At 73.0% G+C, this 15,112-nt stretch carries 9 protein-coding genes; 4 read left to right on the top strand and 5 right to left on the bottom strand.

Annotated features, from left to right (window positions below):
• The first annotated feature begins 26 nt into the window (after positions 1–26).
• Positions 27–632: a hypothetical protein gene (locus ACTWJ8_RS15820; RefSeq protein WP_356376613.1), complete on the top strand. Its 606-nt coding sequence runs from the start codon at positions 27–29 to the stop codon at positions 630–632.
• Between the two features lies 1 nt (position 633).
• On the opposite strand, the gene ACTWJ8_RS15825 is transcribed toward ACTWJ8_RS15820, so the two are convergent.
• Both ACTWJ8_RS15825 and ACTWJ8_RS15830 read right to left on the bottom strand, forming a co-directional pair.
• On the bottom strand, positions 634–1,050 hold the full coding sequence (locus ACTWJ8_RS15825; protein WP_356376611.1) for a DUF7311 family protein: 417 nt from the start codon (positions 1,048–1,050) through the stop codon (positions 634–636).
• A 378-nt stretch (positions 1,051–1,428) separates the two neighbouring features.
• Entirely contained in the window at positions 1,429–5,142 is a 3,714-nt protein-coding gene (locus ACTWJ8_RS15830) for an ABC transporter ATP-binding protein (protein ID WP_443264195.1), read from the bottom strand.
• Positions 5,143–5,323: 181 nt separating this feature from the next.
• On the opposite strand from ACTWJ8_RS15830, the gene ACTWJ8_RS15835 reads away from it, so the two are divergent.
• Positions 5,324–7,537 carry an ArnT family glycosyltransferase gene (locus ACTWJ8_RS15835; protein WP_443264197.1) on the top strand — a complete coding sequence of 738 codons (2,214 nt, stop codon included), beginning with the start codon at positions 5,324–5,326 and terminating at the stop codon, positions 7,535–7,537.
• Between the two features lie 152 nt (positions 7,538–7,689).
• Entirely contained in the window at positions 7,690–8,499 is an 810-nt protein-coding gene (locus tag ACTWJ8_RS15840; RefSeq protein WP_356376602.1) for an endonuclease I family protein, read from the top strand.
• Between the two features lie 15 nt (positions 8,500–8,514).
• Here the strand turns inward: ACTWJ8_RS15840 and ACTWJ8_RS15845 are convergent, their stop codons facing one another.
• The 3 genes from ACTWJ8_RS15845 to ACTWJ8_RS15855 are packed head-to-tail and all read right to left on the bottom strand — an operon-like array spanning position 8,515 to position 12,702.
• Positions 8,515–10,188: a thiamine pyrophosphate-binding protein gene (locus ACTWJ8_RS15845; protein ID WP_356376599.1), complete on the bottom strand. Its 1,674-nt coding sequence runs from the start codon at positions 10,186–10,188 to the stop codon at positions 8,515–8,517.
• The gene (gene speB / locus ACTWJ8_RS15850) at positions 10,185–11,180 is read right to left on the bottom strand and encodes an agmatinase (protein WP_356376596.1); all 996 of its coding nucleotides are present in this window, start codon (positions 11,178–11,180) and stop codon (positions 10,185–10,187) included. Before speB ends, ACTWJ8_RS15845 begins: the two co-directional genes overlap by 4 nt.
• A gap of 46 nt (positions 11,181–11,226) precedes the next feature.
• Positions 11,227–12,702 carry a sodium:solute symporter gene (locus ACTWJ8_RS15855; protein ID WP_443264199.1) on the bottom strand — a complete coding sequence of 492 codons (1,476 nt, stop codon included), beginning with the start codon at positions 12,700–12,702 and terminating at the stop codon, positions 11,227–11,229.
• Between the two features lie 213 nt (positions 12,703–12,915).
• Between ACTWJ8_RS15855 and ACTWJ8_RS15860 the strand changes: the two genes are divergently transcribed.
• On the top strand, positions 12,916–14,319 hold the full coding sequence (locus ACTWJ8_RS15860; RefSeq protein ID WP_443264201.1) for a PucR family transcriptional regulator: 1,404 nt from the start codon (positions 12,916–12,918) through the stop codon (positions 14,317–14,319).
• The last annotated feature ends 793 nt before the right edge of the window (positions 14,320–15,112 follow it).

Raw genomic sequence — 15,112 nt, forward strand, 5'->3', positions numbered from 1 at the left:
TGGACGGGGAGTCGGGGGGTTGTGCCATGCCTGCGCGGTGGGTCGGGGCGGTGTGCGCGGTGCCGCTCCTCGCGCTGGCCGTGGCCGGCTGCCAGGGCTCGTCCGGGTCGTCGGGCGACTCCCCTTCGGCGACCGCTTCGTCCGGGTTCGGGGCGGTGTTCCTCGCGGCCGGCGAGTGCGCCTCGCGCGGGCGGACGTCGTTCGACGAGGTGCCGTGCCGCAGCGAGCGGGCCGTCGCCCGGGTCCTGGCCCGCCACGACGGCGACGCCGAGGACGGCCCGCTGTGCCCGGCCCGCACCGACTTCGTGCTGCACATCAGCGAGGACCTGCCCGCGGCCGACGAGGACGGCGACGGGTCCGTGGCGCGCGGCTACGCCTGCGTGCGCAATCTGGAGCCCCCGCACCCCGGCGACCCGGGCGCGGGCGGCGGGCCCCGCACGATCGTCGGCGACTGCGTCACGGCGGCGGGCAGGGGCGAGGTCAGGGAGACGGCCTGCGACGGTTTCGGGCGGCGTGCCCCGGAGTACCGGGTCGTCACGGCGGTGTCGTCCCGCTCCGCGTGCCCGCCGTCGACCGCGCTCTACGTGACGCTGGGCGGCAGCAGGCCGGTGGGGTGCGCGGTCAGGATCTGACTCAGCAGAGGATCCAGCCGGTGCGCACCGACTTCGAGCCGACGGCGCCCTTGACGCGGACGCAGCGGTGCCCCGCGTGCACGGTGACCGGGCCCGCGTGCCGGGTGTAGCGGCCCTTGTCGACGACGGCCCGGTTGCCGCGGGCCTGGACGCTCACCGACATGGTGCGGCGGGCGCCGGCCCGCTTGGCGTAGGTGACGGCGCAGACGAAACCGCTCTTCTTGTAGAGGACGACGCGGCCCGTCTCGAAGCGCAGGGTGCGGGCGTGGTGGCCGCCGCACAGCGGGGCGGCCTGCGCGCTGTCGACGGCGGGCCCGCCGAGCACCAGGACGGCCGCCGCGACCAGGACCGCCAGAACCGGCGCGAACCCCCGGCGCGGCCCGCGTATGCCGTCCTCCCCAGCCCCCTGTCCGCGCACCGCAGTCCCTCCTGTCACATCGCCACCACCGTACTGCTGAACTGACGCACCGCACCGACCGCACGGTTGCGCCGTCTCACGCACGGGCGGGCCCGCCCTCCCCACGAAGGCCCACTGCCACGTGCGGACCGGTGCGGCCTCTCCCAGGAAGGTTCGCTGTCAGGTGCGGGCCGGTGCGGCCTCACCCAGGAAGGTTCGCCACAGCGTCGCGTACTTGCCCTCCAGGGCGAGCAGCTCGTCGTGGGTGCCGTCCTCTGCGACCTTGCCGTGCGCTGAACCTCCCGATGTCGCCCTCGCACCGCTCGGCCCTGGCGGGCCTCCCGGGCTTCGGACGACTGGCCGGACTCCGTCCGGCGAGCGGGCGGGGCGGCCCCACTGTCACGTGCGGGCCGGTGCGGCCTCACCCAGGAAGGTTCGCCACAGCGTCGCGTACTTGCCCTCCAGGGCGAGCAGCTCGTCGTGGGTGCCGTCCTCGGCGACCTTTCCGTGGTCCATCACGATCACGCGGTCCGCGCGGGCCGCCGTGGTGAGGCGGTGGGCGACCACCAGGGTCGTGCGCTTGCCGGAGATGCGGTCCGTGGCCTGGTTGACCTGGGCCTCCGTGGCCAGGTCGAGGGCGGCGGTGGCCTCGTCGAGGAGGAGGATGTCCGGGTCGACGAGTTCGGCGCGGGCCAGGGCGATCAGCTGACGCTGGCCCGCCGAGAGGTTGCGGCCGCGCTCGGCGACCTCGTGGAGGTAGCCGCCGTCGAGCGTCGCGATCATCTCGTGCGCGCCGACCGCCCGCGCCGCCGCCTCGACCTGGGCGTCGCTCGCGTCGGGCCGCCCGTAGGCGATCGCGTCGCGGACCGTGCCCGGGAAGAGGTACGCCTCCTGCGGGACGACGCCGAGGCGGTGCCGGTACCCGGTGAGGTCGAGCTCGCGCAGGTCGACGCCGTCGGCGGTGACCCGTCCCGCCGTCGGGTCGTAGAACCGGGCGACGAGCTTGACCAGCGTCGACTTGCCCGCGCCGGTCTCGCCGACGAACGCGACGGTCTGCCCCGCGGGGATCCGCAGGTCCACCCCGCTGAGGGCGACCTCGCCGTCCCCGTACGCGAAGTCCACGTCCTCGAAGGCGATCTCGCCGCGCAGCGACGGCACCTCGCGGGGCCGCTCGGCGTTCTCCGTGGACGTCGGCTCGCGCAGCAGCTCCTGGATGCGGCCGAGCGAGACGGTGGCCTGCTGGTACCCGTCGAAGACCTGGGAGAGCTGCTGGACGGGGGCGAAGAACAGGTCGATGTAGAGGAGGTACGCGACCAGCGCGCCCGTCGTCAGGGTGCCCGCGTCGACCCGGTGCGCGCCCACCGCGAGGACGGCCGCCGTGGCCACCGCCGACAGGAGCTGCACGAACGGGAAGTACACGGAGATCAGCCACTGCCCGCGGATGCGCGCCGCACGGTAGCTCGCGCTGCCCGCGGCGAACTTCTCCGCCCCGTCCTTCTCGCGCCGGAACGCCTGCACGATCCGCAGCCCCGCGACCGTCTCCTGGAGATCGGCGTTCACGACGGAGATCCGCTCGCGCGCCAGCTCGTACGCCTTGACGCTGGAGCGCCGGAAGAAGAACGTGCCGATGATCAGCGGCGGCAGCGTCGCGAACACCACGAGCGCCAGCTGCACGTCGATGACCAGCAACGCGACCATGATCCCGAAGAACGTGACGAGTGAGACGAACGCCGTCACGAGCCCGGTCTGCAGGAACGTCGACAGCGCGTCGACGTCCGTCGTCATACGGGTCATGATGCGCCCCGTCAGCTCGCGCTCGTAGTAGTCGAGCCCGAGCCGCTGGAGCTGCGAGAAGATCTTGAGGCGGAGCGAGTAGAGGACCCGCTCGCCGGTCCGCCCGGTCATCCGCGTCTCGCCGAACTGCGCGGCCCACTGCGCGAGCACCGTGCCGAGCGCCAGCGCGGACGCCGCCCACACCGCGCCGAGCGCGAGCTGCGTGACGCCCTCGTCGATGCCGTGCCGGATCAGGATCGGCAACAGCAGGCCCATGCCCGCGTCGACGGCGACGAGCGCGAGGCTGATCAGCAGCGGCGCCCCGAACCCGCGCAACAGACGGCGCAGCCCGTACGACTCCTCGGGCGTGACGGCCCGCGCCTCGTCGACGTCGGGGGTGTCGGTGGCCGGCGGCAGCGCGTCGACCTGCGCGAGCAGCTCGGGCGTCGCCGGGGTCCCGGCGAGCGCGGTGTCCCGCGGCTCCCGGTCGCCCGTCCACAGCCTGGGGGTGACGCCGCGCTCGGCGTCGAACTCGGCGTCCAGCTCCTCGCGTACGGAGGTGTCCTCCACCGGCTCGCCCGCGGTCGCCGCGGTGTGGCCCGGAGAGACTCCGCCCAGCTCGTCGGGGTCGGTGAGCAGCCGCCGGTACAGCGGCGACGACGCCTCCAGCTCCTCGTGCGTGCCGATCGCGGCGAGCCGCCCGCCGTCGAGCACGGCGATCCGGTCGGCGAGGCCGAGGGTGGAGCGGCGGTGCGCGATCAACAAGGTGGTGCGGCCCGCCATCACGTGGCTCAGCGCCTCGTGGATCTCGTGCTCGACGCGGGCGTCCACGGCGGACGTCGCGTCGTCGAGGACGAGCAGGCGCGGGTCGGTGAGGATGGCGCGGGCGAGCGCGACGCGCTGGCGCTGGCCGCCGGAGAGCGTGAGCCCGTGCTCGCCGACCTTCGTGTCGTAGCCCTCGGGCAGCGCGCTGATGAAGTCGTGGGCCTGCGCGGCGCGCGCGGCCGTCTCGATCTGCTCCCGCGTCGCCCCCGGGAACCCGTACGCGATGTTGGCGCCCACGGAGTCGGAGAACAGAAAGGAGTCCTCGGGGACGAGGCCGATCGCGGAGCGCAGCGACGCCGTGGTCAGCTCGCGCACGTCGTGCCCGCCGACGAGGACGGCGCCGTGCGTGGCGTCGTAGAAGCGCGGCAGCAGCAGCGAGACGGTGGACTTGCCGGAGCCGGACGAGCCGACGACGGCGAGCGTCTCACCGGCGCGGATCTCGAAGGACAGGCCGTCGAGCACGGGCTGCTCGGCGTCCGCGTACGTGAAGGACACGTTGTCGAACTCGACGGTCGCGGGCGCGTCGGCGGGCAGCTCCTTCGTGCCGTCGACGAGGCTCGGCTCGGTGTCGATGAGTTCGAGGACGCGCTCCACGCCGGCACGGGCCTGCTGCCCGACGGTGAGGACGACCGCGAGCATCCGCACCGGGCCGACGAGCTGGGCGAGGTACGAGGAGAACGCGACGAACGTGCCGAGCGTGACCTGGCCGCGCACCGCGAGCCAGCCGCCGAGCGCCAGCATCGCGACCTGCCCGAGCGCGGGCACGGCCTGCAGCGCCGGGGTGTACTTCGAGTTCAGCCGGACCGTGCGCAGGCGGCCCGCGAAGAGCCTGCGGCCGACCGTCTTCAGCTTGCCGGTCTCCTGCTCCTCCTGCCCGAAGCCCTTCACGACGCGCACGCCGCTGACCGCCCCGTCGACGACCCCGGCGACGGCGGCGGCCTGCGCCTGCGCGTACCAGGTGGCGGGGTGCAGCCGGGCGCGGCTGCGCTTGGCGATGAACCAGATGGCGGGCGCGACGGCCAGCGCGACCAGGGTCAGCGGCGGCGAGAGCCACGCCATGATCACCAGGGAGATCAGGAAGAGCAGTACGTTCCCGATGGTCATCGGGAGCATGAAGAGCAGGCTCTGGATCAGCTGGAGGTCGCTGGTGGCGCGGCCCACGACCTGCCCGGTCGACAGCTCGTCCTGGCGCCTGCCGTCGAGCCGGCTGATCGAGCCGTGCATCTCGGTACGGAGGTCGTGCTGGACGTCGAGGGCGAGCCTGCCGCCGTAGTAGCGGCGGATGAACGCGAGGACGTAGACGACGACGGCCGCGCCGATGAGGGCGCCCGCCCACACCGCCATGGACCGGGTGTGGTTCCCGATCACGTCGTCGATGATCACCTTCGTGATCAGCGGGACGAGCGCCATGACGCCCATGCCGCCGAGCGAGGCGCCGAGGGCGAGTACGACGTCCTTGGGATACCGCCACGCGTACCCCGCCAGCCGTTTCGCCCAGCCCCGTTGTTCCGCCACGCCGTGCCGCCTCCCGCTCGCCTGACCTCTCGCCCTGAGCTGCCGAAGGGCCAACGCGGACGGGATCCGATTTCATCCCGCCGTAACAATCGGTGATCGTCGACCACCACGAACCGGTTTCCACAGGTGGCACCCAGCTTCGGCACAGCCCTCGCTCACCGGCGCCGTGCACGGTGCTCTGGTGACCTCCGCCATCGAACCCCACCCCGACGCCCCGGCCGCCGCGCCGCCGGCGGCCCCGCCGACCGCGCACCGCGCGCCGCGCTGGTCGTTGCCCGCGCTGCTCGCGATCCTCGTGCTCGCCGGGGCGCTGTACGCCTGGAACCTGTCCTCGTCGAACCTCAACAGCTTCTACAGCGCCGCCGTCTACAGCGGCACGCAGAGCTGGAAGGCCTGGTTCTTCGGCTCCATCGACGCGGGCAACTTCCTCACCGTCGACAAGCCGCCGCTCGCCCTGATGACGATGGGCCTGTCCTGCCGCGTCCTCGGCTTCGGCACCTGGCAGATGATGCTGCCGCAGATCGCCGCCGCGCTCGGCACGATCTGGATCCTGCACGCGTCCGTGAAGCGGGTGTGGGGCCACGCGGCCGCCGCGATCGCCGCGCTGGTCCTCGCGCTCACCCCGATCACCGTCGCCATCAATCGGGACAACAACCCGGACACCCTCCTCGTGCTCCTGATGGTGGGCGGCGCGGCCCTCGCGCTGCGCGCCACCCGCGACGGCAGGCTGCTGCCGCTGCTCGCCTCCGCGGCCTGCTTCGGCCTCGCCTTCAACACGAAGATGCTCCAGGGCTACATCGCGCTGCCCGCCGTCCTCGCCGTGTACCTGTACGCGTCCCACCTGGGCTGGGCCCGGAAGGTCCGCAACCTGGTGCTCGCGGCCGTGGTCCTCGTGGTCTCCAGCTTCTGGTGGGCCACGGCGGTCTCGCTGATCCCGGCCGACGAGCGCCCGTACATCGGCGGCTCCACGGACGGCTCCGCCTGGGACCTGATCATGGGCTACAACGGCCTGGGCCGGATCCTCGGCGGCGAGGGCAACGGCGGGGGCGGAGGCGGCGGAGGCGGCGGCTTCTCCGGCGCGGCGGGCCTCGGCCGGCTCTTCAACGAGACGCTCGGCGGGCAGATCTCCTGGCTGATCCCGTTCGCGGCGATCGCCCTGGTCGGCGGCCTGGTGCTGCGCGGTCGCGCCCCGCGCACCGACCTCACGCGGGCGGCGCTCGTCCTGTGGGGCGGCTGGCTCCTGCTCCACTACGTCACGTTCGCGACGGCCGAGGGCACCATGCACCCGTACTACACGACCGCGGTCGCCCCGGGCATCGCGGCGCTGTGCGGGGGCGGCGGCGTGATGCTGCTGCGCGCGTTCCGCACGGACAAGCGGTGGGCGTGGGTGCTGCCCGTGGCGCTCGGCGTCACCGGGATCTGGTCGGTCGTGCTGCTGCGCCGCGCGTCCGGCTGGAACGGCTGGCTGTGGCCGGTGATCGCGCTCGTCATGGCGGCGGCCCTGGCCGGACTGCTGCTCCTGCGTACGTCGTCGGGGCGGCGGCTGCGGCTGTTCGCGGTGGCCGTGGCGGCGGCGGTCGTCGCGACGGTCGCGGGCCCCGCGGCGTACTCCTTCTCGGCGCCACTCTCCTCCGGCCGGGCCGGCGGCATGGGCGGCACGAACCCGACGGCCGGCCCCTCGACGGGCGGCGGCATGGGCGGCCCCGGCGGCGGCCGGGGCGGCTTCCCGGGCGGCGGCGAGATGCCGGGCGGCCGGGAGGGCGGGGGCTCGGCGCAGGACGGGGGCGCGCCTCAGGGCGGCGGCGAGATGCCGGGCGGGGGCCGGATGCCCGGTGGCGGCGAGGCGCCCGAGGGCGACTTCCCTGGCGGCTCTCAGCAGGGCGGCGGCATGCCGGGCGGCGGCGACATGCCCGGCGGCGGCCAGGAATCCGGCTCCGGCAAGCAGGAGTCCGGCCAACGCGGCGGAGCCACCCGTGGCCCCGGTGGCATGGGCGGCGGCGTCGACAGCGACATGATCGCGTACCTGGAGAAGCACCAGGACGGCGCCAAGTGGCTGCTCGCGGTGTCCAATTCACAGTCCGCGGCCCAGATCATCCTCTCCACCAAGAAGCCCGTCATCTCCATGTACGGCTTCACGGGCTCGGACAAGGGCATGACCGTCGCCAAGCTCAAGAAGCTGGTGAAGAGCGGCCAGTTGCACTACATCCAGGTCGGCGAGGGCGGCATGGGCGGCCCGATGGGCGGCGGGAACGACGTCGGCTCCGCCGTCACCGCGTGGGTGAAGAAGCACGGCACGGCGGTGAAGTCGAGCGAGTACAGCAAGAGTTCGAAGAGCTCGGACAGCTCCTCGTCGTCCCAGTCCCTGTACCGCCTGGACCCGTCCGACGTGGACTGACCCGCAACTCCCCTCACACCACGGGCCCCTGATACCTCATCAGGGGCCCGTGTCGTCACAGAACCGCCTCCCCGCATTCACCCAATCCATACGTGTCCATGTCACGCTCCGTTCCACCAACTCAACCCGCGTAGAACGGACGGACACCCCACATGCCCGGAATCCCCATACGCACCTTCGCCCTCACCACCGCGACCGTCCTGGCCGCCCTCGCCCTCCCCACGGCGGCGACGGCGAACCCGGCCCCCGTGACCACCACCGCGGCCACCACCGCGTACGACGACACGTACTACCAGGACGCCGAGGGCAAGACCGGCACCGAGCTGAAGAGCGCGCTGCACACGATCATCAGCGACCAGACCAAGCTCTCCTACGACGCCGTCTGGGACGCCCTGAAGACCACCGACCAGGACCCGGCGAACAGCTCCAACGTGATCCTGCTCTACAGCGGCGTCTCCCGCGCGAAGTCGGCCAACGGCGGCGACAGCGGCGACTGGAACCGCGAGCACGTCTGGGCCAAGTCGCACGGCGACTTCGGCACGGCGACAGGCCCCGGCACGGACCTGCACCACCTGCGCCCCGAGGACGTCACGGTCAACTCGATCCGCGGCAACAAGGACTTCGACGAGGGCGGCAGCGCGGTCGACAACGGCGGCGGCAGCCTCACCGACGACGACTCGTTCGAACCGCGCGACGCCGTCAAGGGCGACGTCGCGCGGATGATCCTCTACATGGCGGTCCGCTACGAGGGCGACGACTCCTTCGCCGACCTGGAGCCCAACGACCAGGTGGACAACGGCAGCGCACCGAACATCGGCAAGCTCTCCGTCCTGAAGAAGTGGAGCGCCGAGGACCCGCCGGACTCCTTCGAACAGAACCGCAACGAGGTCATCTACGACACCTACCAGCACAACCGCAACCCGTTCATCGACCACCCGGAGTGGGTCGAGTCGATCTGGTAGGCGCGGTGTTCCGCGTCAGCCCAGATGCGTCGGCGCGAACATCCTGAGCAGGGCCGGGAGCACCACCACGCGTGGGCCCGGCTCGGCGATGGCCTTCGCCAGGTCGTCCTTGAGGGTCTCCGGGGTGGTGCGCACCCCGGGGACGCCGAAGGACTCGGCGAGGGCGACGAAGTCGGGGCGGGCCAGCTCCGTGGCGGTGGCCTGGCCGAAGGCGTCGGTCATGTACTCGCGCAGGATCCCGTAGCCGCCGTCGTCGACGATCAGCCAGGTGACGTTCAGGTCGTACTGCTTCGCCGTGGCGAGCTCGGCGATGGAGTACATGGCGCCGCCGTCGCCGGAGACCGCGAGGACGGGGGTCGTCGGGTCGCCGACGGCCGCGCCGATGGCGGCGGGGAACCCGTAGCCGAGGCCGCCCGCGCCCTGCGCCGAGTGCAGGGCTCCGGGCCACGCGGACCACGCCCAGTAGGCGAGGATCGTCATGTCCCAGAAGGAGGGGGCGTTCGCCGGAAGGGCCGCGCGGACCGAGGCCAGCACGTCCTGTTCCAGGGTGAGTTCCTGCGCGTCGATGCGGTCCCGTACGGCCTTGAGGACCGCGGCGACGCGGGCGGGCGCCTCGTCGTCGGGGCGTTCGGCGACCGTCTCGACCAGCGCCTGGAGCGCGAGGCGGGCGTCGGCGTGGATGCCGAGGGCCGGGTGGTTGGACTCCAGCTTTCCGGCGTCGGCCTCGATCTGGATCACCCGGCCGCGCGGCGCGAACGTGTGGTAGTTCGAGGAGAGTTCGCCGAGCCCGGAGCCGACGACGAGCAGCACGTCGGCGTCCTCGAGGAAGTCCGTCGTGTGCCGGTCCTCCATCCAGGACTGGAGCGACAGCGGGTGCTCCCAGGGGAAGGCGCCCTTGCCGCCGAAGGTGGAGACGACCGGGGCGTTCACCTTCTCCGCGAGCGCCCGCAGCTTGCCCGTCGCGTCCGCGCGGACGACACCGCCGCCCGCGATGATCGCCGGGCGTTCGGCATGAGCGAGCAGATCGGCGGCCACCGCGGTGAGTTCGGGCCGCGGCACGAGATCGTGCGGGGTGGCGTCCACGCCCGTGACGACCGGCAGGCTCGTCTCGGCGAGCAGCACGTCCTGCGGGATCTCCACCCACACCGGGCCGTGCGGGGCGCTCAGCGCCGACTCCCAGGCCGCGGCGATCGCCGACGGGATCTGCGACTGCGTACGCACGGTGTGCACGGACTTGACCACGTCGCGGAACGAGGCCTGCTGGTCGCGGAGTTCGTGCAGATAGCCGTGCCGACCGCCGCCGAGCCCGGCTACCGGGACCTGGCTGCCGATGGCGAGCACGGGCGCTGAGGCGGCGGCCGCCTCCTGGAGCGCGGCGAGCGACATCAGCGAACCGGGCCCCGTGGAGAGCAGCAGCGGCGCCACCTCCCCGGTGACCCGGCCGTACGCGTCCGCCGCGAAACCGGCGTTGTTCTCGACGCGCAGTCCCACGTACCTGAGCGACGACCGCCGCAGCGCGTCGAACATGCCGAGGGCGTGCTGCCCCGGCAGTCCGAACACGGTGGACGCGCCGAGCCCGTGCAGGGTCTCGACGACGAGGTCACCGCCGTTGCGACCTGCGGGCGGGTTGAGCGCCGCCGCGATCTGCGCGGGGGTGGGCGTCAGCTCGAGGTCGTGGTCGTGCGTCACTGGTTGCGGGCCTCCGCGATCTGGCGGGACATGATCGTCGTCAGCTCGTACGCGGTGTGCGAGGCGGCGACGGACGTGATCTCCGCGTGGTCGTACGCGGGCGCCACTTCCACGACGTCCGCGGACACCAGGTTGCACGAAGAAAGGCCGCGAAGAATCTCGAGGAGCTCGCGGGAGGTCATGCCGCCCGCCTCCGGGGTGCCGGTGCCGGGCGCGTGCGCCGGGTCGAGGCAGTCGATGTCGATGGAGATGTAGAGCGGGCGGTCGCCGATGCGCTGACGGAGCTGGTCGGCGACCTCGTCGGCGCCGCGCCGGTACACGTCGGCGGAGGTGACGATGCCGAAGCCGAGCTTCTCGTCGTCCGTGAGGTCGGAGCGGCCGTAGAGCGGGCCGCGGGTGCCGACGTGGGAGAGGGCGGAGGTGTCGAGGATGCCCTCCTCGACGGCGCGGCGGAACGGGGTGCCGTGCGTGTACTCGGCGCCGAAGTACGTGTCCCAGGTGTCGAGGTGCGCGTCGAAGTGCAGCAGGGCGACCGGGCCGTGCTTCTTGGCGACCGAGCGCAGCAGCGGCAGCGCGATGGTGTGGTCGCCGCCGAGCGTCATCATGCGGGCGCCGGAGCCGAGCAGGTCGTCGGCGGCGGCCTCGATGGTGTCGACGGCCTCGTTGATGTTGAACGGGTTGGCGGCGATGTCACCGGCGTCCGCGACCTGGGCGAGCGCGAACGGCGAGGCGTCCTGCGCCGGGTTGTACGGGCGCAGGAGGCGGGAGGCCTCGCGGATCGCGTTGCCGCCGAAGCGGGCGCCGGGACGGTAGGAGACGCCGGTGTCGAAGGGGACGCCGACGACCGCCACGTCGGCGGAGTCCACCTCGTCGATCCGGGGCAGGCGGGCGAACGTCGCCGGGCCCGCGTAGCGCGGGATCCGGGAGGAGTCGACCGGTCCGACGGCGCCGGTGGGGCCGTTGGGAACGCGGGGCGTCTCGTTGCTGTTCATTGCGCGCATGCCTTCTTTCCTGCGGGGGTTGCTGCGGTGCTGCTGCTTACGGGGCCACGGCGGCCGGAGCCGGCTCGGGCTCCTCGGCGCCGCGTCCGGCGAGCCGCTCGCGCCAGTTGGCGAGGACGGCGGCGTCGGTGGGCCGGGTGGCCAGGGACACGATCACGTAGACGACGAGTGACGCGACCAGGCCGAAGTACACGGGCTCGTTGGCGAGGATGCCGTAGCGCCACATCGCGCCGATGACGGTGAGGCCGCCGACGGCGACGGAGGCGAGGGCGCCGCTGACGTTGCCGCGCTTCCAGAGCAGGCCGCCGAGGATGGGCACGAGCAGCCCGCCGACGAGCAGGTTGTAGGCGACGGTCAGTGCCTCGACGACGTTGTTGAGGAGGACGGAGATGACGATCGCGACGATGCCGAGGCCGAGGATGAACATCCGGTTGCCCTTGACCTCGTCGTGCTCGGTCTCGCCGGACGCCTCTGGCTTGATGCCGCGCAGCCGCTTCCAGATGTCGTTGTTGGCGACGGTGGCGCAGGCGATCAGCGCTCCGGAGGACGTCGACATGACGGCGGCGAGGGCAGCGGCGAGGACGAGGCCGCGGATGCCGACGGGCAGCTCGTCCTTGACGATCTGCGCGAACGCCTCGTCGGCCTGGCCGAGGCCCTTCGGGTAGAGGACCTTGGCGGCGGTGCCGATGACCGCGCCGCCGATCGCGTAGAGCAGGCAGTAGACGCCGGAGACGGTGCCGCCCCAGCGGGCCACCTTGTCGTTGCGGGCGGTGAAGACGCGCTGCCAGATGTCCTGGCCGATGAGCATGCCGAACGTGTAGATCAGCACGTACGTGAAGATCGTCTCGCCGCCGATGCCCAGCGGGTCGAAGTACGAGGTCGGCAGCGCGGCCTTCATCTCGCTGAAGCCACCGGCCTTGATGACCGCGACGGGCAGCAGAATGATCAGCACACCGATCGTCTTCACGACGAACTGCACCATGTCGGTGATGGTGATCGACCACATGCCGCCGAGCGTCGAGTAGGCGACGACGATGGTGCCGCCGACGACGATCGCGAGGGTGCGCGGCACGTCGAAGAGGACGTCGAAGATCGTCGCGTACGCGATGGTGGACGTGACGACCAGCATCAGCGTGTACGCCCACATGACGATGCCGGAGATCATTCCGGCGCGGCCGCCGCCGTAGCGGAGGTCGAGCATCTCGGAGACGGTGTAGACCTTCAGGCGGGCGATGCGCGCCGAGAAGAAGACCGAGAGGGCGAGGATGCCGAGGCCGATGGTGAACACCATCCAGGCGCCCGACAGACCGTACTGGTAGCCGAGTCCCACGCCGCCGATGGTGGAGGCGCCGCCGAGGACGACCGCGGCCATCGTGCCGGAGTACATGGCGGGGCCGAGCCGCCGTCCGGCGACCAGGAAGTCGCTCTTGGACTTGGCGCGGCGCATGCCCCACCAGCCCATCGCCAGCATGCCGGCCAGATAGACGACGATCACGATGTAGTCGACGGCCATGGGGCGTCCTCCTTTGGTCCACCTCGGTGGCGTGTCGTGCAGGGGAGTTGTCCGGCTGCGGAGTTCCCGAACGGGCTCCTGGGGTGTGCGGGGACATCCGCCCGTACCCGCACCCACCGGTCGCAAGAAATCTAGGTGGCCGAAAAGCGGCACTGAAGTGTACGTTTCGTCCACTGATCCGGATGACAGCAGAGGAATCGTCCACAGGTGTCCGTGACCGCGCCCCCCACGCAGGGCGTTTCGCTCGCCGCGGTGCTCGCCCGCGCCGACCTGGGGCTCCGCAGGATCGCGGGGCCCGACGCGGCGGACGTCGTCGTGCACGGGGCGCACACGTCGGAGCTGACCGACCCCGAGCCGTTCCTGCTGGGCGGCGAGCTGCTCCTGACGGCGGGCGTGCACGCGCCCGACGAGCCGCTGGAGGGCTACTTCGAGGAGTACGCGGAGCGGGTCGCGCGGGGCGGCGCGGTGGCGCTCGGCTTCGGTGTGACGCCGGTCTTCGACACGGTGCCGCCGGAGCTGGTCGCGGCCTGCGAGCGGCTCGGTCTTCCGCTCGTGGAGGTGCCGCCGCGGACCACGTTCAGCGGGATCGCGCGGGCCGTGTGGGAACTGATGGCGCAGGCGCGGAACGCGGAGCTGCGCCGGGTCACGGAGGCCCAGCAGGCGCTGGCCTCCGCGGCGGCGCGCCCCGACCCGCTCCCCTCGGTGCTGCGCCAGCTCGCGCAGCGCATCGGCGGCTTCGCGGTGGCCGTCACCCCGGACGGCGACGAACCGCACCACGCGGGGCCGCGCCCGACGGGGGCGGCCGGCGACGCCCTCGCCGAGCTGACGGCGGTGGTCCGCCCGCACGCCACGCACCTCTTCCCCACCCCGTCGTCGGCCGCGGACACGGTCGGGGGCACGCACCTGTCCGCGTACGCGCTGAGCACGGGCGGCGCGCTCGGTCTCGCGACGGAGTCCAGGTCACCGGGCGACCACACGATCGCCGGGGCGGCGGTCGTGCTGCTCTCGCTCCTCACGGGCGAGCACCGCTCCACGGGTGACACGCGGCGCGCGGCGGCCCTGGTGGACGTCCTGCTGGGCACGGACCGGGTGGAGGCAGCGACGCGGCTCCTCGGCCCCGACACCCTGTGGCGCGTGGTCCACGCCCGGCCCCTGTCCCCGCGCCCGGCCCCCGACCTGGCCACGCCCCTGGCCTCTACGTCGTCCGACGACGCGCTCACCCGCGCCCTCATCCCGTCCGACCAGGAGGTCGCCCCGCACAAGGGCTACGTGATCGGGGTCAGCGCCCCGGTCAACGCCCGCGACCTGCCCCTCGCGGACGCCCAGGCGGCGCACGCCCTGACCCGCGCCCGCGCGACCCGCGCGCCCCTGGCCCATCACCGCCCGGACAACGCCCCCGCCCTCACCCTCGACCCGCTGGCCGGCAACCCGGCCCTCCTGGAGACCCTCCGTACGTGGCTCTCGCTGCACGGCAACTGGGAGAGCACGGCGACGGCCCTCACCATCCACCGCAACACGGCCCGCCAACGCATCGCCCGCTGCGCGAAACTCCTCTCGGTGAACCTGGACGACCCGGACACGCGGATGGAGCTGTGGTTCGCGCTACGGGACGGGTGACGGTTCCCTCCGGGGGCGTGGGGGTCGGCGGGGCCTGGGCGACGGAGGAGTGAGGTCGACCGGTGCGTGCGGGGCGACAGTGGTCCGAGGCGGACGGGTACGTGAGGTCGACGGGGTTCCGCCCCCGGTGGACCACACCGGGTCACCCGCCCGAACCACCGCCCCGACCCACGCGGCCAAGCCACCGGCCCGGCACCCGAACGGGGCCCCGGCCCAACCACCTTTTCCCTCGCCCATCTCCCACCCACCCGCCCCCTCCAGGGGCGTAGGCCCCACGGGGACCGGTCCCGCATCAGGGCACTCCACGAGGCTCCGGCAAGGCCGGCGGTTCCCGGAGCCGCAGGCCCGACGGGACGGCGTGGGCCCCACACGACGACCGAAGCCCCCGGAGGGGGCGGTGGGTGGGAGGTGGCCGGGGCACGGCGCGGCCGTCGAAGCGCGGCGCCGCCCATCGGCAACGTAGACACCAACCCCGTACCGGATCCCCGGCAACCGTCACCCCCGTACTGCCCTGCCCCCGGCCGAAGCCCGGCGCCGTCCACCGACCACGCCGCCCCCATCCCCCGCACCGGGCCCCGGCAGCCCTCGCCCCTCATAGCCCTGGCACCCCGGCGCCGCCTACCACCCACCGACCACCGGCCACCGACCACCAACCACGGCAACCCCGCCCCGACCGGAAGCCCCCGGCCCCGGGGGGCCGGCCCGAGCCCCCCGTACCGACCACCACACCCCCAGAGCCCCCCGCCCCATTCCACTCCCCGGAACCGATCACCGGCCCGGCGGAGCGCCCGGC

The organism is Streptomyces sp. SDT5-1, assembly GCF_052245995.1.
Lineage (GTDB): Bacteria > Actinomycetota > Actinomycetes > Streptomycetales > Streptomycetaceae > Streptomyces.

Bases quoted from the DNA above. Each gene is read 5' to 3' on its own strand.
- ACTWJ8_RS15820 (WP_356376613.1), top strand. From the start codon at position 27: ATGCCTGCGCGGTGGGTCGGGGCGGTGTGCGCGGTGCCGCTCCTCGCG.
- ACTWJ8_RS15840 (WP_356376602.1), top strand. From the start codon at position 7,690: ATGCCCGGAATCCCCATACGCACCTTCGCCCTCACCACCGCGACCGTC.
- speB (WP_356376596.1), bottom strand. From the start codon at position 11,180: ATGAACAGCAACGAGACGCCCCGCGTTCCCAACGGCCCCACCGGCGCC.
- ACTWJ8_RS15855 (WP_443264199.1), bottom strand. From the start codon at position 12,702: ATGGCCGTCGACTACATCGTGATCGTCGTCTATCTGGCCGGCATGCTG.